Origin of the sequence: Rhizobium sp. RU35A (genome assembly GCF_900156005.1) — a bacterium.
Classification (GTDB): domain Bacteria; phylum Pseudomonadota; class Alphaproteobacteria; order Rhizobiales; family Rhizobiaceae; genus Neorhizobium; species Neorhizobium straminoryzae.
The window spans coordinates 148549-168282 of sequence record NZ_FTMR01000009.1 but is presented as its reverse complement, the minus strand read 5'-3'; the positions used below and the strand labels follow the sequence as shown (position 1 = coordinate 168282).

Sequence of the window (19734 nt, the reverse complement as noted above, 5' to 3'; positions counted from 1 at the left end):
TTTGATTTCCACGCCTGCCCATGCCTAAATTCCGGCACCGAGAGAGGAAGACGGGAATGAGCACCAGAGCCGAGGCGGGTCCGAGGACCCTGTTCGACAAGGTTTTCGATCAGCATGTCGTGACCGCGCGCGAAGACGGGCAATGTCTTCTCTTCATCGACAGGCACCTGCTGCACGAGGGCTCGTTCCACGCCTTCGACAAGTTGAAAGCCCGTGGTGCGCGCATTGCCCGGTCCGATCTCACCTTCGGCATCGAGGATCACTACGTGCCCACCCGGACGCGGGATCTCGGCGTAATCGACCCCGCAATCGCAAACATGATCCGCCAGTTGCGCGACAACACAGCGGCGCATGGCCTTCGCCTTTTCGGCCTGACGGATCCGGCCCAGGGAATCGTGCATGTTGTCGGGCCCGAACAGGGACTGACGCTGCCGGGACTGACCATCGTGTGCGGCGACAGCCACACCGCAACCCACGGCGCCTTCGGAGCGATCGCCTTCGGCATCGGGGCATCCGAGGTCGCGCATGTGCTGATGACCCAGACACTCTGGCAGAAGAAGCCGAAACGCATGCGCATTCGGGTGGAGGGCGGACTGGCCCCCGGCGTATTCGCCAAGGACATGGCCCTGTCGATCATCGCAACCATCGGCGCCGACGGGGCGGCCGGCCATGCCATCGAATATGCGGGCAGCGCCGTCCGCGCCTTGTCGATGGAAGGCCGTCTGACCCTGTGCAACCTTTCCATCGAAGCCGGTGGCCGTTGCGGCATGATCGCTCCGGACGACACCACCTTCACATACATCAAGGATCGACCCTACGCGCCGGCCGGCGACGACTTTCGACGCGGTGTCGAAGACTGGACGGCACTGGCGGGGGATCCGGACGCCGCCTTCGACCGCGAGGTCGTGCTGGATGCACACGAGATTGCCCCGATCGTCACCTGGGGGATCAGCCCGGAGGATGCCGCCCCGATCACCGCCAATGCACCGGACCCTGACCGGATGAGCGATACGGCCCGCGCGGCCCATGTGCGCGAAGCCCTCGACTATATGGGGATTCGCCCTGGCCAGCCGCTCACCGATATCGCCGTCGACCGCGTGTTCATCGGATCCTGCACCAATAGCCGCATCGAGGATCTGCGCGCCGCGGCCGCCGTTCTGGCCGGACGGCGCGCGCGCGTGCCCGGCCTCGTCTCGCCGGGTTCCGCGGTCGTCAAGCGACAGGCGGAAGAGGAAGGACTGCACCGCATCTTCACGGAGGCCGGTCTCGAATGGGTCGATGCGGGGTGCTCCATGTGTGTCGGCATGAATGGCGATCTGGTGCCGCCCGGCGAGCGGTGCGCCTCCACCACCAACCGGAACTTCCGGGGACGCCAGGGACCGGGAAGCCGCACACATCTGATGTCACCGGCCATGGCGGCCGCCGCTGCCGTGACCGGGCACCTGACCGACATGCGCCCGCTGCTTGCGGGTCGCACCACCGGCCTGACGGGAGAAAACTGAGTGGACGCCTTCAAAAGTCTCGAAGCGATTGCCTGTCCTCTGCCGCTTTCCGGGATCGACACCGACCAGCTGATCCCCGCACGCTTCATGAAGCGGTCCCGCGCCGATGGTTATGGCGACTACCTGCTTCACGACCTGCGTTTTGACGACCTCGGCCAGCCGCGGCCGGACTGTCCACTCAACGCGCCGCGCTGGCAGGGTGCCCGCATTCTGGTAACGCGGCGCAATTTCGGCAGCGGTTCCTCGCGGGAGGCCGCTGTCTATGCGCTGGTGGATTACGGGTTTGCCTGCGTCATTGCGCCATCCTTCGGCGATATCTTCGCCAGCAACGCCATCAACAACGGCCTGCTGCCGGCCACCGTGTCCGAGGAGGATTGCGAGGCGCTGCTGGCAGGACTTGAAGATGGTGACTGTATCGCCCGTATCGATCTCGAAGCCTGCGAGATCCGCGCGGCAAACCTCGTCATTCCCTTCCGCATCGATCCCGTCTGGCGCACGAAACTGCTGAACGGCTGGGACGATATCGACCTGACGCTGAGCCATGCGGCGGCGATCGAAGCCTTTCAGGCGAAGGATTCCATCGACCGTCCCTGGCTCGTGCCTCGCCTGCGGAAGTCGTGACACCGGACATCTCGAAAATCGATTGACAAGACAAAAATCTGTATCTTTTATAGGACAGATTATTGTCTTCCAGGAAAGACAGGAAATGGCCAGACCCGCCGCAACAGCAGAGCCGATGAAGGCTCACCGGCTTTATCTTCTGCTGCGGGAACAGATCCTGAGCGGCGAGGTTCCGGATTCGGCGAAGCTTCCGAGCGAACCGCAGCTGGCGCAGGAGCATCGCGTCTCCCGCGTGACCGTCCGTCGCGCGCTCGACAAGCTGGCAAGCGACGGCATGATCGAGCGGCGTCCGGGATCGGGCACCTTCGTCAGCGGAGGGCAGACCCGCCTGCCCGTCGTGGCCGACCTTGCCAATGCGCTGACGCATCTGGTGGAAATGGGCCGCAAGACGGGCGTGCGGCTGATTGCGTTCTCCTATGTCAACGCCACCCCGGCGCTGGCCGAGGAGTTGAAACTGGAGCCCGGCGAGCGGTTGCAGCGGTCCATTCGCGTGCGCCTGATCGATGGCCAGCCCTTCTCCTATCTCGTGACCCATGTTCCGGAACGCATCGGCATTTCTTATTCGGAGGCTGATCTTGCCTCGACGCCTCTGCTTGAGCTGCTGGAACGGTCCGGCCTCGTGGCCGACAAGGCCCAGCAGATCATCGGCGCGACGCTGGCAAGCCCCGATGTCGCTGCAGCACTCGATGTCGAGATCGGCGCCGCCCTGCTCTCCATGACGCGCGTGGTCTACGAAGCGTCGGGTCGCGGTATCGAGCACCTGCAGGCGCTCTACCGCCCCGACCGCTATTCCTTCCACATGGAACTTGCCCGCACCGGTGATCGCGGCGCACGGCGCTGGATGGCCGCCGACAGCCACGGCCTGACCGAGGCAAACGAAAACAACAAGAAGAAGAATGTCCGCGAGAAGCGGCCGCCCCTCAAGAGGAGAACAACACATGAAACTGGTAGAGACCCATCTGAACCGTAGGACCATCCTCAAGGGCGGCGCCGCGGCCCTTGCAACACTGTCTGCTCCAGCCGTTCTGCGGGCAGCCGAACCGGCCCCGATCAAGGTCGGCATCCTTCAGCCGGTCACCGGCGCGCTCGCCCAGGACGGCGAGTATGGCCGCCTCGGTGCGGAGCTTGCGATCGAAGACATCAACAAGGCCGGCGGCATCAAGTCGCTCGGCGGTGCAAAGCTGCAGATGGTGTTCGGCGATGCCCGCTCCAATCCGGAAGCCGGCACGCAGGAAGTCGAGCGGATGCAGGAAGAGGGCGTCGTGGCCGTCGTCGGTGGCTTCGCAAGCCCCATCTGCCTTGCCGCCTCGCAGGCCGCTTCCCGCTACGACCTTCCCTACCTCGTGGATGTCGGCGTGTCCGACCAGATCACGGGACGCGGACTGAAGAATACCTTCCGCTTTGCGCCCGGCTTCTCCATCTGTACCGCAGCGGCGATCCAGAACCTCGTTCGCATCAACGAGGCTGCCGGCAAGCCGGCAAAGACGGTGGCGCTGGTGCATGAGGATGGCCTGTTCGGCTCCGGACTGGCAAAGTTGATGGCAACCGAACTGCCGAAATACGGTTTCGAGATCCTGGAACAGATCGCCGTGCCGACCCCCTCGCGCGATCTCTCCAACGTGGTGCTGCGTCTGCGCAGCCTCAACCCGGACCTGATCATCCCCAGCACCTATTACGGCGAAACGGTGCTGCTGGCCCGCACGATGCAGCAGCAGCGCGTGCGTCCGAAGGCGGTCTATGCCGTCCTCAACGGAGCCGCCTCCAACCGCCGCTTCGTCGCCGAATTCCCGGAGGCCGCCGAAGGCGTGATGGACTGCAATCACTGGTACGATCCGCGCAACGAACGGTCGAAGGCCGTCCAGGCGCGCGTCGAGGCCGCCGGCAAGCCGTACAACTACAACATTCCGCTCAACTATTCCTCCGTTGGCCTGCTGGCGGATGCGCTGGAACGGGCGGGCGCTGCCGAGCGCGGCAAGGTCATCGAGGCGCTCAACACCTCGACCTTCAAGGACCACCTGATGCCCTATGGCGAGACGAAGTTCGTCAACGGCCAGAACATGGGGGCCGCCCCTGTGTCGACACAGGTCCAGAAGGGCGCGATCCGGGTGGTCTATCCGGGCGACTTTGCCGACGCCAAGCCGATGTTCCCGGCCAACGGCTGAGGGTGCCGATCCGCAGCAGATCCCGCTTCGGCGGGGTCTGCCCACCTGCAATCGAATGCCTGCGGACTGGCCCATGTATTCCCCCACCATCCTTATCGAGGCGATGATCAACGGCCTGCTGACCGGTGCGATCTACGCGCTCATCGCTCTCGGTCTGACGCTCGTCTACGGCGTGCTGCACATCATCAACTTTGCCCATGGAGCAATCCTCGCCAGCGCCATGTTCGCCGTCTGGGGCCTGAATGTGCTGGCCGGCGTCGATCCCTACCTGGCGATTCTCCTTCTCGCCCCGGTCTTCTTCTGTCTCGGCTATGGCGTCCAGCGGCTGGTCATCGGTCCGGCCGCCAAGGGCGATGATGGCAATATCCTGCTGATCACGCTTGGCCTGTCGATCTTCATCGAAAATGCGCTGCTGGCGGGCTTTGGTTCGGACACGCGCTCAATCAGTTCGGATTTCTCCTTTGCGGTGGTTGAAGCCGGGCCTTTCCTGATTTCGTCCCCCCGCCTTGTCGGCTTTGCCGGTTCATTGATCGTCACGGCCATTCTGTGGTTCATCATGAGCCGGACGGATGCGGGCAAGGCGATCCGCGCCGTGGCGCGTGAAAAACTCGGCGCGAGCCTGATGGGCATCGATGTCGGCCATGTCTATGCGGTCACCTTCGGTCTCGGCTGCGCGGCCCTGGCGGTCGCCGCCGGGCTCCTGATGCCGACCTTCTACGTCAACCCGCGCGTCGGCGGCGCCTTCGTCAACATCGCCTTCACGATCGTCGTCCTCGGCGGCATGGGATCGATTCCTGGCGCCATGATCGGTGGCCTCCTGATCGGCCTCGTGGAAAGCCTGAGCGGTTTGCTGCTCGGCGAAAGCCTGGGCCAGATCGGTATCTTCATCATTTTCATCCTGGTCCTGCTCCTGAAGCCGACCGGCCTGTTCGGAGCAAAGGCATGAGGTTCAGCGGTTATATCCCCATCCTTGTCGTGACGGCGGCGCTCGCGGTCGTCCCGCTCGTCTTTTCGTCCAACAGCCTCTTCAACTTCATGGTGATGTCGCTGATCATCACGCTCGCAGCGCAGGGGTGGAACATCCTTGGCGGCGTGGCCGGGCAGACATCCTTCGGCCATGCCCTCTTTTTCGGCGTCGGCTGCTACACGGCGGCGATGCTGCAGTTCCATTTCGGCGTGAACGCGTGGCTGGCCTTCCTCCTGGCTGTGGCGGCGGGTGCGGCGGCCGGCTTCATCCTCGGGTTCCTGAGCTTCCGGGCCGGCTTGCGGGGCTCCTATTTCGCGCTGATCACGCTCGCCTTTGCCGAGCTGATGCGCATCCTCGCCAATGCATCCGATTGGACGGGGGGAGCCGCCGGCCTGCTGCTGAAGCTCAATCCCGGGTTTTCCAACATGCAGTTCGAAAGCCGTGCCTCCTTCCTGTGGCTGGCGCTCGCCTTCGTCTTCATCGGGCTCGTCATCAGCCGCGCCATTGCCGGCTCCCGCTTTGGTGCCCAGCTGGTCGCCGTGCGAGAAAACGAGGATGCCGCCCGCGCCCTTGGCGTGGATGTGCTCTCCGTCAAGCTGAAGGCGATCAGCCTGTCTGGCGCAATCACCGCCGCAGCCGGCGTCCTCTATGTGCAGAACTTCCTGTACATCGATGCCAATATCGGCTTCGGCGTGTGGATTTCGATCGAAGCGCTGCTCGCACCGCTGGTCGGCGGACGCGGACTGGTGCTCGGCCCCCTCATCGGCACCTTCACGTTGCACGGACTGGGTGAACTGACCAAAAGCTTTGCCGGGCGCATTCCAGGGATCGACCTGATGGTGTTTGCGGTGGTCCTGATCGGCGTCGTCGCCTTCGCCTCAGGCGGAGTTCTGGGTCTGCTGCGCCGGTTTGCGCCACGGCTTGCCCGGAGGATTGCCGTATGATGCTGCGCACCGAAACCATCATCATGCGCTTCGGCGGGCTGACTGCCGTGAACCAGGCCTCGCTCGGCGTGCGCGAAGGATCGATCACCGGCCTGATAGGCCCGAACGGGGCCGGCAAGACCACCCTTTTCGCGGTGATCGCCGGTTTCCTCCAGCCAACCGGTGGACGGGTTCTCTGGCAGGGCAAGGATATCACCGGCCTGAAGCCGCACCAGCGGGCGCAGATGGGCATTGCCCGCACCTTCCAGATCGTCCAGCCCTTCCAGGGACTGAACGTGCTGGAGAACATCACGGTCGGCAGTTATCTCCGTCATCGGCAGACCGACGAAGCCGTCGCGAAAGCCCGGGCCGTCGCCGAACGGGTGGGTCTTGGCGCGGAACTGGAGCAGCAGGCCTCAAGCCTGACCGTCGCCGGCCGCAAACGCCTCGAACTTGCGCGTGCCCTGGCCACCGAGCCGAAGCTGCTGCTGCTCGATGAGGTGCTGGCCGGCCTGAACCCGTCTGAAATCCGCGACATCATTCCCGTCATCCGGGCGATCCGCGACGATGGCGTGACCATCTTCATGATCGAACATGTGATGCAGGCGGTGATGAACCTGTGCGAGGAGGTCTATGTGCTGGCGCAGGGCCAGATGATTGCAGAGGGAACGCCGGCTTCGGTCTGCAACGATCCGGCCGTCATCGAAGCCTATCTCGGCAAGGGCGCCGCGGCCCGCATCGCCAGCACCGGAGGCGCCCATGCTTGAGGTGAGAGATATCCGCACCGGCTATGGCGGCGTGGAAGTGCTGCGCGGGGTCGATCTTTCCGTCGCCCACGGCGAGATCGTTGCCGTCCTGGGGGCCAACGGTGTTGGCAAGACGACGCTCAACAAGGCGCTCTCCGGCCTGCTCCCGCTTGCCTCCGGCTCGATCACCTTCGATGGCAGGGCGCTTGGCGGTTCGCCGATCGCAGCGGTCGAAGCCGGGCTCATCCATGTCCCGGAAGGCCGCAAGATCTTCCCCAACATGAGCGTTCAGGAAAACCTGGAACTGGGCAGTTACCGCCGCGGACGGGCCGGACGCGCCCGCAACCTGGAGCGGGTCTATGACACCTTCCCGAAGCTCAGGCAGCGCATCACGCAGATGGCCGGCACGCTCTCCGGCGGTGAACAGCAGATGCTGGCGATCGGTCGCGGCATGATGGCCGAGCCGAAGCTTCTGATCCTCGACGAACCCTCGCTTGGCCTTTCGCCGCTGCTGGTCGAGGAAATGTTCGATCTGGTGAAGCGGCTGAATGCGGACGGGCTGCCGATCATGCTGGTCGAGCAGAACGTGGTCCAGTCGCTGGAGATCGCCCATCGCGGCTACATCATCGAAAACGGGCTCGTCACCATGTCCGGCTCCGCCGCCGAGATCGCGGCCGATCCGGACCTCAAGCGCGCCTATCTCGGGCTTTAGGGGAAGATCGATGACGATGCGAGCTTGCCCCTCTCGGCTCCGGCCATCCCATTGCTCCGCAAGCCCTGCGCGAGGCGACTGGCGCCGGATGCCCCCATCGACTGCCGTCGCGACCACCGCGGCCGCTGCCAATCCGCCGGACCGCACCCTTCCATGGGTCGCTGCCGCGATGAAGGACAAGACATGACGACCCTCAAGAACCACCTTTCCGAAGGCAGAACGATCGTCGCGCCGGGCGTGTTCGACGCCTTGACCGCGTCCATTGCGACCGATGCCGGCTTCTCGGCCCTCTATCTCTCGGGTGCCGCCATCGCCTATACGAGGCTCGGTCGACCTGACATCGGGCTCGTCTCCATGACCGAGGTCGCCGACGTCATCAGCCTGGTTCGCCAGCGGGTTGAAACGCCGCTGATCGTGGATGCCGACAACGGCTATGGCAACGCGCTCAACGTCCAGCGAACCGTGAAAACCTTCGAGCGGGCGGGCGCCAGCGCCATCCAGCTGGAAGACCAGACGCTGCCGAAGCGTTGCGGCCACCTGCAGGACAAGAGCATCGTTTCGGCACAGGAAATGGCCGGCAAGGTGAAGGCGGCCGTCGATGCGCGCGCCTCCGAGGAAACCCTCATCATCGCCCGCACCGACGCGGTCGCTATCGAGGGCCTGGAAGCGGCGATCGATCGGGCAGCGCTTTATGCCGAAGCCGGCGCCGATATTCTGTTTGTCGAGGCGCCGCGTTCCGCCGAACAGTTGACGGCCGTCAGTTCCGCCCTGGCCGGGCGCCGTCCCCTGCTGGCCAACATGGTGGAGGGCGGCAATACGCCGATGTTCTCCGCCGCGGAACTTGGACAGATGGGCTACAGCATCGTGATCTTTCCCGGCGGCATCGTCCGGGCACTCGCGCGCACCGCGCAGGATTACTACGCCTCGCTGAAGGAGCATGGCACCAACACACCCTTTGCCGAGCGCATGTTCGACTTCGGCATGCTGAACGACCTCATCGGCACGCCTAAGATGCTCGATCTTGGCCGCCGTTACGAACAGTTCGAGGCCGGCAGCCAGGCTCCATCCGCCAAGGGCACCACGAAGGACGACGCCGCATGAAAAGCGCTCTTGATCCCGTCACGCTCGCCATCCTGAACGGCCGTCTGGAGCAGATAGCCGACGAGATGGACGCCACGCTCTACCGCTCCGCCTTCAACCCGATCATTGCCGAAGCGCGTGATGCCTGCCACGGCCTCTATCATGCCGAGACCGGCGCGACGCTGGTGCAGGGCACGCGCGGCCTGCCGATCTTCGTCGGCGCCATGGCCTTTGCCGTCAAGGCCGTCATCGACAAGGTGGCCGTCGATGGCGATCTGAACCCCGGCGATACCTATCTCTTCAACGACCCCTATGCCGGTGGCACGCATCTCAACGATTTCCGTCTGGTGCGCCCCGTCTTTCGCGGCGGAACGCTCTATTGCTGGATCGCCTCCGTCGGTCACTGGCTGGATATCGGCGGCAATGTGCCTGGTGGATTCAACGCCAAGGCCACCGAAAGTTTCCAGGAAGGGGTCCGCATCCCGCCGGTCAAGCTGGTCTCGAAAGGCGTGATGAACCGCGACCTCCTCGATATCCTGGCGGCCAATTCCCGCGTGCCGACCTCCAACTACGGCGATCTGAACGGTCAGTTGAACGCGCTCGACCTCGGTGAACGGCGGCTGGCGGAACTGCTCGATGCCTATGGCGACACAACCGTCGCCCGGGCTTTCGACGTCTTCTCGGATCGCGCAGACGCCATGATGCGCGATGCCATCCGGGCTCTGCCGGATGGCGTCTACAGCTTCGAGGACTATCTCGACAATGACGGCATCACCCCGCAACGCCTCACCATAGCGCTGGACCTCACCGTCAGGGGCGACGAGATGGTGCTCGATTTCTCGCGCTCGTCCGCACCCTGCGCCGGACCGCTGAACATCGCCTATTCGACGGCAGCCGCCTGCTGCTATGTGGCGTTGAAGCATGTCTTCACATCGGTCCCCGCCAATGCCGGATGCCTGCGGCCGATCACCTTCGTCATTCCGGAAACGACCCTGCTCGGCGTCAAGCCACCGAAACCGGTCGGCGGTTACACCGAAACGATCCTGCGCGTCATCGGCGTCGTGTTCGGCGCACTGGCGAAAGCCGATCCGTCGCGTGCCACGGCCGCCCCCTTCGGCACCATCAATGCGCTCTCGATTGCCGGCTATCGCGGTGACGGATCCCGCTATGTGATGTTCTCCTTCTTCGGCGGCGGGTTGGGCGGCAATCCGGAAAGCGACGGTCTCAACCACGCCAACAACCCGATTTCCATGGCGACCATTCCGCCAGCCGAAATCCTGGAAGCCTCCTATCCCGTTGTCTTCACCCAGTGGGCGCTGAGACCGGATTCCGCCGGCGCCGGCCATCATCGCGGCGGCGTGGGCTCGGTCTACGAGGTCGAGACGCTGACCGACGCCGATGTCTTCCTGCTTGGCGAACGCGGTGTCTATGCGCCGCCGGGCGTTTCCGGCGGCCTGCAGGGCGGCCTCAACCGCTTTACCTGGGAAAGCGACGAGGGCGAGCGCTCGCCGCCGCTTGCCTCCAAGGTCACGGATGTGCGCGTGCGGGCGGGCCAGAAGGTGCGCATCGAATCGCCCGGCGGCGGCGGTTATGGCAACCCGTGGAGCCGCCCGCCGGAAAAGGTTGCACGCGACGTGCGCCTCGGCTTCGTCAGCCGCGAGAATGCCCGCACGCTCTACGGCGTCGAGGTCGACAGGGACGGACAGGTCGATGTGCAGGCGACCGACAGACTGCGTGAAGGAAAAGCCGCATGAACAGCCATATCAAGAGCCTGAACGGCGCCGTCGTCGGCGTGGATGTCGGCGGCACCTTCACCGATCTCTTCTACTACGAGGAGACAACCGGCAAATTCCGGACCGCCAAGGTGTCCTCCAATCGCGGCGACGAGGCGGTCGGCTTCATTGAAGGACTGAAATCCTTCGGCGCCATTGCCGATCTCGGCTCCATCGTCCACGGCACGACGGTCGGCACCAATGCGCTTCTGGAGCGCAAGGGCGCCCGCACCGCGCTGATCACCACGAAAGGGTTTCGCGACGTGCTGGAAATGCGCCGCCGCGACCGCCTGAACACCTGGGGCCTGTGGGGCGATTTCACGCCCGTCATCGAACGCGACATGCGTTTCGAAGTGACCGAGCGCGTTCTGGCAGACGGAACGGTGCGCGAGGCGCTCGATCCCGAGGAGGTTCGCGCGGCCGCCCTGAAAGCGCTCGCCGCCGGTGCGGAAGCGCTCGCCATCTGCTTCATCAATGCCTATGCCAATCCCGCCAATGAACTGGCGGCACTGGAGGCGGCGCGCTCCGTCTGGCCGAACGGCAACCTCGCCTCGTCTGCCCAGATCCTGCCGGAAATCCGCGAGTTCGAGCGCACCTCGACCACCGCGCTCAACGCCTATCTCCAGCCGGTGGTCGGCGGCTATCTCGGCAAGCTGCGAGATGCGTTGAAAGGGGAAGCCTTTTCCGGCCCCTTCCATATCGTCCAGTCGAATGGCGGCGTCATGTCGACGGAGACCGCAAGCCGGTTGCCGGTGCGCACCGCGCTGTCCGGTCCGGCTGCCGGCGTGATTGCGGCGGCCGCGATTTCCAAGGCCGCCGGCTATCCCAACATCATCACCGGCGATCTCGGCGGCACCTCCTTCGACGTCTCGCTGGTGGTCGACGGCCAGACGTCGCTCGCCGCCCAGACGACGATCGATTTCGGTCTCGTGGTGCGCACGCCGATGATCGAGATCACCACGATCGGCGCCGGCGGCGGCTCGATCGCCCATGTCGATGCCGGGGGCCTGCTGCAGGTCGGGCCGGAAAGCGCCGGCTCGCGGCCCGGCCCGGTCGCCTATGGCCAGGGCAATAGCCGCCCGACGCTGACGGACGCCAATATCGTTCTCGGCCGCATCAATGCGGAGCGTCCGATCGGTGGCAAGCTTGCACGGCTGGACGTTGAGGCCGCCAAGGCCGCCATCGCCGAACATGTCGCAGGCCCCTGCGGTCTCGGCGTCATGGAAGCGGCGGAAGCGATCGTGCGCGTGGCAGACGGGCGCATGGCCGGCGCCATCCGCCTTGTCTCCATCGAACGCGGACACGATCCTGCGAAATTCGTCGCTGTTCCCTTCGGTGGCGGCGGCGCGCTGCATGCCGGCGCCCTCATCAAGGATGTCGGCCTGCAGGCCGCTCTCGTGCCGCGCTATCCGGGTGTCACCTCGGCGCTCGGCTGCGTGATTGCCGATATCCGCCACGACCAGGTGCAGACCGTGAACCTGACGGTGGATGAACTGGATGAGGCGGTGCTCGATGCCCGCATGGTGGCGGAAGCCGGGGCTGCGGGTCGGGTGGTCGAGGAGGCCGGGCTGCAGATGGATCGGGTCGACATCCTCTTCGAACTCGACATGCATTATGTCGGCCAGACCCATACGGTCTCCGTGCCGCTGCCCGTGACGATTGCCAACGGTTCCACGGGTGTGACCCGGACGATCGTGCAGGACGCCTTCGATGCGGCCTACCGCGCCTCCTTCAGCCGCCTGCTGCCGGGGCTGAAGGCCAGGATCGTCAACCTGCGGACCGCCGCGATCGGCCGTCGCCCGCATTTCAGCCTGAAGGCGCTGGCTCCCGATGCCGATTGCTCGCTGGAAAAGGCAGCCCGCGGCAGCCGCCCGGTCTGGTTCGACGGGGCATGGCATGACACGGCGATCTATGCCCGCCTGGAACTGCCTGTCGGGGCTCTTATCGAGGGACCGGCCATTCTGGAGCAGCCGGATGCCACGGTTCTGGTCGATCCGGACCTGACGGCCCGCGTTGACGCGCTTGGCAATGTGATCATCGAGAGACGCTGATGCACGAGACCATACCCCTGGCGCAGACCGGCCTCCTGATCGTCGATCTGCAGAATGACTTTCTCGATCCGGACGGGGCCTATGGCCGCGCCGGCCAGACAGCTGCAGAGATTGCCGCCCTGCCCGAACGGCTGGCGCCGCTTGCCGACCGGATCCGCGCAGGCGGCGGCTGGATCATCTCCACCCAGTTCACGCTGGTGCCGCTGAAAGGTGGCGAGCCACTGATCTCGCCGCATCTGAAGACGCTGCGGCCCTTTCTGGCGAAGGGAGATTTCGCGCCCGGTTCATGGGGCCACCGTCTCGTGGACAGGCTCGCCCCGGCCGATATCAGCATCGAAAAGGTCGCCTATTCCGCCTTCTACATGACGCGGCTGGAATGGGTGCTGCGCAAATGCGAGATCCGCAAGCTCATCGTCTGCGGTATCGTCACCAATGGCGGCGTCGCCTCCACGGTCCGGGACGCGCATGTGCGCGATTTCGACGTGACGGTGCTGTCCGACGGTTGCGCTGCATTTTCAGCGGATGTCCACGAAACGGCGATTGCTGCACTGCGGCCCGTCTGCCGCGTGGCGACCATTGCGGACATGCTGACAGAAACCGGCATCAGATAGCGCACGTCCAGCCAAAGGGCATCAGCGGTTTTGCGTCCGGACTGCGTCCCTCGATGGTCCTTGGCGAAGATTGCGGCGCCGGTTCCCACACGGGCGGTGGCATGAAGGATTGGCGCTGGTGTTTCGACCCCGGATCACGTTGCCACCGGCCTCTGATACCCGGTGTCGGTCCCATGGGTTCCGATCATCGACACCGGGTATGGGACGGCAGGGGCAAATCGAGGCCTTGCGCGCTGCCGTGGAGGGGTGGCCCGCCCCCCTTAACTCGGCGGCAGCTGCAGGGTGGCGCGGAAGGTGGCGCGAACGGGCGCGCCCTCGCCTGTGCGGTCGCAGGAAAGATCGAGGCTGCCGCCCATCTGCGTCATCAACCGGTCGACGATCGCAAGGCCGAGACCGGAGCCCGGGGTGGCGGGCGAGCCGCGGCGGAAACGCTGGCGGAACATGTTCACATCCGCTTCCGCCGGCGGCAGGGTGGCATTGCTGACGACGATTGTGCCCTGCGCAGACAGCCTCACGTCGATCGGCTCTCCGGGCAGGCCGTGGCGGTCGGCATTTTCCAGCAGGTTCTTCAGCGCGATGGCGAAGGCGTCGGCATCCACACGGCGCGGCAGGGAAAGCGCCGGTGCCTCCTTTGCGATCACGACCGTCACCGCCGGATGGCTGCGGCCAAACTCCGACAACACGAGATCGAAGATCGGCGCCAGATCGACCGGCGCGGTGGCAAGGCCGATGCCGGCTTCCGCGCGGGCAAGCTGCAGGAGCTTTTCCAGCATGGTGGACAGGCGGCGAAGCCCTTTCAGCACTTGCTGGGCGCGGGGTTCGGCCGGGCTTCCCTCGACTTCGCGCAGCAGAAGTTCCGTCTGCGCGAGAGCGCCCGCCACCGGCGTGCGCAGTTCGTGGGCGCTGTTGGCGGCAAGATCGCGTTCGGCCTGGATGGTGGTTTCGAGCCTCGCCATCAGGTTGTTGATGGAGCGGGCGATCGGCGCCAGTTCCTTCGGCAGATCCGGCATCTCGATCGGCTGCAGATTGGTGCCGTCGCGCACGGAAACGGCGCCGAGCAGCCGCTGCACCGGCGCCATCGCGCGCCCGACGATCCACCAGATCGCCAGCATGCCGAAGGGCAGAAGCACCATGATCGGCACGATCAGCGCGATCGCCCCCTCGCCCGTGGCCTCGCGGCGGTGATCGAGCGAATCGGCCACCTGCACGAACAGGCTGCCGCTGACCGTCTCGGCGGTGAAGATGCGGTGGCTCTCGTCGCTCCAGAAGCCGGGCGCAAGCGGCGCCGCATAGGGCACGGAGGAGGTATTGGCCGAATGCAGCAGCACGCGCCCGGTCGAATCGCGCAGCTGATAGGTGAGATACTGGTCGCGCACGTCGTGGCGAACCTCGCCGATGCTGTAGGGCTCCGGCCGCTCGTCGCGGCGGTAGAGATCGTCGACCAGCAGCGGCACCAGCCGCTCGGTGGTCTGCTGCAGCGCGCTGTCGAACACCTCGTCGAATTCGTCGCGCATCACCGACACGCCGAGCACCACCGCCACCACCCAGAACAGGCAGAGGATACCCGCCAGCGACAGGATGAGGCGGCGCGACAGGCTGTAGGGGCGGCTGGCAGCCGGGGCGGGAGCGCCAGAGGGCGGGGGTGCGGGCGGCGTTGCAGGTGCGGGTGCGGGTGTGATCTCAGACATGCGGCGAAATCCGGTAACCGAGGCCGCGCACGGTTTCGATGACTTCCTTGCCGAGCTTGCGGCGCAGGCGGCTCACATAGACCTCCACGGTGTTGCTCTCCACCTCGGCGCCGAAATCGTAGAGCGCATCCTCCAGCTGCGACTTGGAAAAGATCGCCTGCCGGCGCGACAGCAGACGGTCGAGCAGCGCCCATTCGCGCGAGGAGAGACCGATATCCTGCCCATCCTCCCCGACGATCCGCCGCTCGGAGGGAAAGACGCGCGTCGCTCCCAGCACCACCTCCGGCAGGGCGCTGGCGCCATAACGGCGGGCGACCGCGTGGATGCGGGCCTGCAGTTCGCCAAGATCGACGGGCTTCACCAGATAGTCGTCGGCGCCGGCATTCAGCCCCTCGATCCGGTCGGCCACCTGATCATGCGCGGTCATGATGATCACGGGCGTCGCATCGCGCCGCGCCCGCAGCCGCTTCAGGATGTCGATGCCGAAGCCGTCGGGCAGGCGCAGATCGAGCAGGATCAGGTCGAAGCGCGCGGCCGCCAGATTGGCCTCGGCATCATCGAGATTTTGCGCCCAGTCCACCGCATGGCCCTGGCGCGCCACATGCGTCTTCACCGCATCGCCCAGAAGCTCGTCATCCTCGACCAACAGCACGCGCATGCCTGTCTCCCCCGTGATTGCCCGTTCGGGCTCGTTATGTCTCTCCCGACCTGACAGCCGGCTGAAGGATACGACAAAAATGCAGGCCGCCCTGCCTTCAGGTGGCTGTCAGCTTCGGCGCTCAGGCTTGTCTCGTCAACAACCCGAGAAGGAAGACACCATGCGTATCGCTCTTGCCACCCTCTGTGCCGTGCTCTCGTTCGGCGGCGCAGCCCTTGCCGCCGACAAGTGCTCCGTGCCGATGTCGGACTGGCAGCCGCGCGAAGCCCTGAAGGCGAAACTGGAAGGCGAAGGCTGGAAGGTCCGTTCCGTCAAGACCGAGGACGGCTGCTACGAAGCCTATGCCTTCGATGCCAAGGGCAAGAAGGTGGAAGCCTATTTCAACCCCAAGACCTTCGAACAGGTCAATGCCAAGAGCGGAGACTGACATGACCGGGACGGTGAAGGTCTGGAGCCCGCTCGTCAGGTTCTTTCACTGGGGCCTGGTCGCCAGCGTCGCGGTCGCCTGGTTCTCGTCCGAGGGCCTGAGAAACGTGCATGAATTCGTCGGCTACGCGGCGGCCGGCCTGATTGCATTGCGCCTGGTGCTCGGCCTTGCCGGCGGTCGCTATGCCCGCTTCCGGCAGTTCGTCCGCTCGCCGCGCGAAACACTGGCCTATCTGCGCGATGTGCTGGCGCATCGCGAGGCCCGCTATATCGGCCACAACCCGCTTGGCGCGGTGATGGTGCTGTTCCTTCTGGCGCTGATCGGCGGCATTGCCCTGACTGGCTGGATGCAGACCACCGATGCCTTCTGGGGCGTGGAATGGGTGGAGGAAACGCATGAGGCGGCCGTCAACGTGCTGCTTCTCGCCGTCACCCTGCATGTGCTCGGCGTCATCCATGCCAGCCGGAGGCATTCGGAAAATCTGGTGCAGGCCATGATCATCGGGCGCAAGCGCGCACCGGCCGGTTCCGACCGGGCGTGATCGCACCCGAGAACAGGCGCGATGCCGTTCCCCCATGCGGCGTCGCGCCTGTCCCTGCCATAGAAAAACCCGCGTTCAGGTTCCTGTCAGGAAAGACGGCAAGATGGGTGACAGACCCTTCCGATGGCAATGGCGCGCAATGACCACGACTACCCTGCCCCTTCCGGTCTCGCCGGAACGCATGTCCCTCTCACTGCGCCGGATTGCGGCCCACCTGCTTCTGGTGCTGGTGTTCATCAGCGCGCTGCTCGGCGCCTATTTCGGCTTCCTGCAGCTGACCGGCAATTTCGCACCGGTGATTGCCGGGGAAGTCTACCGTTCCGCCCAGCCGACGCCCGCCGATCTTCGCCGCTATGTCGAACGCTACGGCATCCGCTCCGTCATCAACCTGCGCGGCAGGAACGACGGCAATGGCTGGTATGACAGGGAAGTGGACGCAAGCCGCAGGCTGGGGGTGCAGCACATCGACTTTGCCATGAGCGCCCGCAAGTCGCTCGACCGGGCGGAGATGGAACAGCTGATCGAGGTGATGCGCAACGCGCCGAAGCCGGTCCTGATCCACTGCAATGCAGGGGCGGATCGCTCGGGCCTTGCCTCGGCACTCTATCTGGCCGCCATCGCCGGACAGCCGCAGGCGCTCGCCGCCCGTCAGCTTTCCTTCTATTTCGGCCATATTCCGGTGCCCGTGCGGGCCGAATATGCCATGGACCGCAGCTTTGCGGCGGCGCGCTCCTGGCTGCCGCAGGCCGTGCCGACCGCATCGCGATGAACGAGACGTCTCAAGGATGGACGCCCGAGGCTAGCCCTTCGGTGCGACCACCACGCGAAATCCGTTGCCGCGCCAGAAACCGTCAGGCTCCAGGCTGCCGCGATAGGTGGCGCAGGCCTTCTGCCAGCCGCTGCTGAAGCAGCCGCCGCGCAGCACCCGGCGGATCGCGGGGCCGGCATCTTCCGCCTCGCGGCCATCCTCGGCGTAAGGGTAGCGGAAATGCGGGGTCGCCATGTCGTCACCCCACAGTGTCGTGCACCATTCCCACACCTGCCCCGCCATGTCGAAACAGCCATAGGGGGAGCGCCCCCTGGCAAACAGGCCGACGGTACAGGTGGTGTTGAAGCCCGCCTCCTCGGAATTGGCTGAATCCTCCTGCCAGTGCTGGCCCCAGGGATAGGTGATGGCCTCGCCCCGATCCGGCTGGTCGCCGCGCGCGGCGCGCTCCCATTCCGGCTCGGTCGGCAGGCGCACGATCTCGTTCGCGCCGATGCGGCCCTCGGCTTGCCAGCGTGCCGTCAGCCAGTCGCAATAGGCCATGGCATCGCGCCAGGTCAGATCGGTCGCCGGCGCGCTCAGCCGTTCGGCATCGAACCCGTCGGGGCTGCGCCAGAGCCGGCCCGTCTCGCGGACGAAGGCGCCGTAGCTGCGATTGGTCACCGGATAAAGGCCGATGCGGAAGGCCGGCAAGGTCAGCGCATGCGGCGGGGCTGAATTGGGATGGGTGTTCGCACCGAAGGTGAAGGTGCCGGCCGGCACCTCCGCCAGCGCCTCCAGATCGCGCGGATCGCCCCAGGCAGACAGCCTGCGCCCGGCCCGTTCGCGCTCCACGGCGGTCAGCGCGCCTGTCGTGACGATCATCAGCAGCCGGTCCTTGACGGCGCCCCTCAGCACGGGCGCCATCTCGAATTCGGAGGCGAGCAGCGCGCCGCGCAGCGCCGCCTCTCCTTCGCCCGTGATCAGCTGTTCAACCAGCGACGCCGCCTTTCCGGCCCCGGCAAGACGCGCGGCGATGCTGCGCAGCACGGGTGCATAGAGCGACGGCTGGCGGCGGAAGGGTTCGACGGCCGCGTCTGCCGGCTCGCCGGAAAGGTGACGCGCGGCGAGCAACTGGCGCACGCGCTGTACCGGCAGAAGATCGGCTTCCTGCAGCTTGCCGCTCAGGGCATCCGCCGCCAGTCCGCAGATGAGACGCGCCGTCTGCGGCTCGCCGGCAATGCGGTCGAGCCAGGCATCGGTGATGTCCTCGGCCGTTTCGGAGGCCGTGGCGGCCGAAAGCGCCATGGCAAACTGGGCTGGATTGGCCGCAGCCGCACCAAGGCCGATGCGGCTTTCCCGCACGTCGAGGCCGGCAAGCCTCTTCGCCGCCGCGATGCGTTGTGTGGCCAGAAGCGGAAGCAGCGCATGACGGACGAAGGGCGCAGGCGGCACGAGCGCGGCGGTGGCCGCCGTCTCGGCAAGCGCCAGGAGACGCACGCCACGGAACTGCGCCTGAAAGCGGGCGGCATCCTCCAGCAGCTGGCGGGCGCCGGCGCCGACGATCTCCAGCCCGTCGAGCACGATCAGCAGGCTGTCCTCGCCGCTCCCCCAGTCCTCGGCAGACAGCAGCGCCTCGATGCCCGGCATGCGCGCTTCCAGCAGGGCGTGGAAGCGCCTGGAGGGCTTCAGCGTCACGCAGAGCGGCAGCACACGGGCCCTGCCGGCAGGCTCTCCCGCCGGCAACCAGGCTTCGTCCCGGACAAGCCCGAATTCGTTGCGCACCACCGGCTTCGGCGCAAGCCCGCCCTCGGCAAGGCCGAGCGCCAGATGCCGGGCAAAGGTGGTTTTCCCGCTGCCGGTCTCGCCCACCAGCAGCAGGGCGTCATGATCGCGCGCCATTTCCAGCGCCGAGAAATAGACCGGCGGCTCGGGCTCGGCCTGCTCCTTCAGCTTGCGCAGGCCCTTGGCGGCCTTGTCCTCCTCGGTGAAATTCACCAGCAGCGGAATATAGCCTTCGGCAAGCGTTGCCACGCTGCCATCCGGCCGCGCCATCAGGGGGGACGGACCAAGGGTCAGGGCATGGTCGAGAAGCACCTGCCGCAGACGGTCGACGCGCGCGATCATCGTGTGTCTCTCCCTCAGAACAGTTTTGCAACGTCCGGATTGTGGAAACGCTGGATCTCGATCGCATAGCCGGCCGGGTCCTCGAAGAAGAAATGCTCGCAGAAGCGACCGCGCAGCATGTCCGAGAGGCCGGGAACGCCCGCCGCCTTCAGCTTGGCATGCCAGCCCTCGACATCCTGCGCGACGATGGTCAGCAGAACGGCACTCTTCTCCTGATGCTTCAGGTGGCCGCGATTGCCATCGACAATGCCGAAATAGCATTGGCCGGCAATACGATAGATGCGCGCCATGCCCTGATCCAGGACCAGTTCGAAGCCGAGCACATCCTCATAGAAGGGCGCAACGGCCAGGATGTCGTCATAGTAGAAGAAGGTGATCGAATAGTCTTTCTGCATGGTGCG

19 protein-coding genes are annotated in these 19734 nt (G+C 65.6%); 15 read left to right on the top strand and 4 right to left on the bottom strand.

Annotated elements, in window-relative coordinates; all coding sequences use genetic code 11:
• Positions 1-56 precede the first annotated feature (56 nt).
• From leuC to F3H95_RS19580, 12 genes are all read left to right on the top strand, one after another.
• The gene (gene leuC, locus F3H95_RS19635; RefSeq protein ID WP_149747238.1) at positions 57-1502 is read left to right on the top strand and encodes a 3-isopropylmalate dehydratase large subunit; all 1446 of its coding nucleotides are present in this window, start codon (positions 57-59) and stop codon (positions 1500-1502) included.
• Positions 1503-2123, top strand: coding sequence for a 3-isopropylmalate dehydratase small subunit (gene leuD, locus F3H95_RS19630; protein WP_149747237.1), 621 nt, complete (start codon positions 1503-1505; stop codon positions 2121-2123).
• Between the two features lie 85 nt (positions 2124-2208).
• Positions 2209-3093: a GntR family transcriptional regulator gene (locus F3H95_RS19625; protein ID WP_143126561.1), complete on the top strand. Its 885-nt coding sequence runs from the start codon at positions 2209-2211 to the stop codon at positions 3091-3093.
• Positions 3062-4285, top strand: coding sequence for an ABC transporter substrate-binding protein (locus tag F3H95_RS19620; protein WP_149747236.1), 1224 nt, complete (start codon positions 3062-3064; stop codon positions 4283-4285). The genes F3H95_RS19625 and F3H95_RS19620 overlap by 32 nt, the downstream gene beginning before the upstream one ends.
• A gap of 73 nt (positions 4286-4358) precedes the next feature.
• Positions 4359-5231 (top strand): branched-chain amino acid ABC transporter permease, encoded by an 873-nt coding sequence (locus F3H95_RS19615; RefSeq protein WP_143126559.1) that lies wholly within the window; start codon positions 4359-4361, stop codon positions 5229-5231.
• Positions 5228-6196 (top strand): branched-chain amino acid ABC transporter permease, encoded by a 969-nt coding sequence (locus F3H95_RS19610; RefSeq protein ID WP_143126558.1) that lies wholly within the window; start codon positions 5228-5230, stop codon positions 6194-6196. The genes F3H95_RS19615 and F3H95_RS19610 overlap by 4 nt, the downstream gene beginning before the upstream one ends.
• Complete coding sequence (locus tag F3H95_RS19605; protein WP_149747288.1) at positions 6196-6942, top strand: ABC transporter ATP-binding protein; 747 nt, start codon at positions 6196-6198, stop codon at positions 6940-6942. The genes F3H95_RS19610 and F3H95_RS19605 overlap by 1 nt, the downstream gene beginning before the upstream one ends.
• Positions 6935-7633: an ABC transporter ATP-binding protein gene (locus F3H95_RS19600; RefSeq protein ID WP_149747235.1), complete on the top strand. Its 699-nt coding sequence runs from the start codon at positions 6935-6937 to the stop codon at positions 7631-7633. Before F3H95_RS19605 ends, F3H95_RS19600 begins: the two co-directional genes overlap by 8 nt.
• A 183-nt stretch (positions 7634-7816) precedes the next feature.
• Positions 7817-8734 carry an isocitrate lyase/phosphoenolpyruvate mutase family protein gene (locus tag F3H95_RS19595; RefSeq protein ID WP_149747234.1) on the top strand — a complete coding sequence of 306 codons (918 nt, stop codon included), beginning with the start codon at positions 7817-7819 and terminating at the stop codon, positions 8732-8734.
• Positions 8731-10467 carry a hydantoinase B/oxoprolinase family protein gene (locus tag F3H95_RS19590; protein ID WP_143125941.1) on the top strand — a complete coding sequence of 579 codons (1737 nt, stop codon included), beginning with the start codon at positions 8731-8733 and terminating at the stop codon, positions 10465-10467. The genes F3H95_RS19595 and F3H95_RS19590 overlap by 4 nt, the downstream gene beginning before the upstream one ends.
• Positions 10464-12536, top strand: coding sequence for a hydantoinase/oxoprolinase family protein (locus F3H95_RS19585; protein WP_149747233.1), 2073 nt, complete (start codon positions 10464-10466; stop codon positions 12534-12536). The genes F3H95_RS19590 and F3H95_RS19585 overlap by 4 nt, the downstream gene beginning before the upstream one ends.
• Positions 12533-13147, top strand: a complete 615-nt coding sequence (locus tag F3H95_RS19580; protein WP_149747232.1) for a cysteine hydrolase — start codon at positions 12533-12535, stop codon at positions 13145-13147. Before F3H95_RS19585 ends, F3H95_RS19580 begins: the two co-directional genes overlap by 4 nt.
• Positions 13148-13407: 260 nt before the next feature.
• Here the strand turns inward: F3H95_RS19580 and F3H95_RS19575 are convergent, their stop codons facing one another.
• A complete protein-coding gene (locus F3H95_RS19575) occupies positions 13408-14835 on the bottom strand; it encodes a HAMP domain-containing sensor histidine kinase (protein WP_149747231.1) in 1428 nt (475 codons plus the stop codon).
• Positions 14828-15493 (bottom strand): response regulator transcription factor, encoded by a 666-nt coding sequence (locus tag F3H95_RS19570; protein WP_143125937.1) that lies wholly within the window; start codon positions 15491-15493, stop codon positions 14828-14830. Before F3H95_RS19570 ends, F3H95_RS19575 begins: the two co-directional genes overlap by 8 nt.
• Positions 15494-15653: 160 nt before the next feature.
• On the opposite strand from F3H95_RS19570, the gene F3H95_RS19565 reads away from it, so the two are divergent.
• The 3 genes from F3H95_RS19565 to F3H95_RS19555 all read left to right on the top strand — a co-directional run bounded on the left by F3H95_RS19565 (position 15654) and on the right by F3H95_RS19555 (position 17230).
• Complete coding sequence (locus F3H95_RS19565; protein ID WP_143125936.1) at positions 15654-15920, top strand: PepSY domain-containing protein; 267 nt, start codon at positions 15654-15656, stop codon at positions 15918-15920.
• 1 nt (position 15921) lies between these two features.
• Positions 15922-16461: a cytochrome b/b6 domain-containing protein gene (locus tag F3H95_RS19560; RefSeq protein ID WP_149747230.1), complete on the top strand. Its 540-nt coding sequence runs from the start codon at positions 15922-15924 to the stop codon at positions 16459-16461.
• Positions 16462-16600: 139 nt separating this feature from the next.
• A complete protein-coding gene (locus F3H95_RS19555) occupies positions 16601-17230 on the top strand; it encodes a dual specificity protein phosphatase family protein (RefSeq protein WP_244618079.1) in 630 nt (209 codons plus the stop codon).
• Positions 17231-17260: 30 nt separating this feature from the next.
• Here the strand turns inward: F3H95_RS19555 and F3H95_RS19550 are convergent, their stop codons facing one another.
• Both F3H95_RS19550 and F3H95_RS19545 read right to left on the bottom strand, forming a co-directional pair.
• On the bottom strand, positions 17261-19333 hold the full coding sequence (locus F3H95_RS19550) for an SUMF1/EgtB/PvdO family nonheme iron enzyme (protein ID WP_149747229.1): 2073 nt from the start codon (positions 19331-19333) through the stop codon (positions 17261-17263).
• 14 nt (positions 19334-19347) lie between these two features.
• Entirely contained in the window at positions 19348-19728 is a 381-nt protein-coding gene (locus tag F3H95_RS19545; protein ID WP_143125933.1) for a VOC family protein, read from the bottom strand.
• Positions 19729-19734 lie beyond the last annotated feature (6 nt).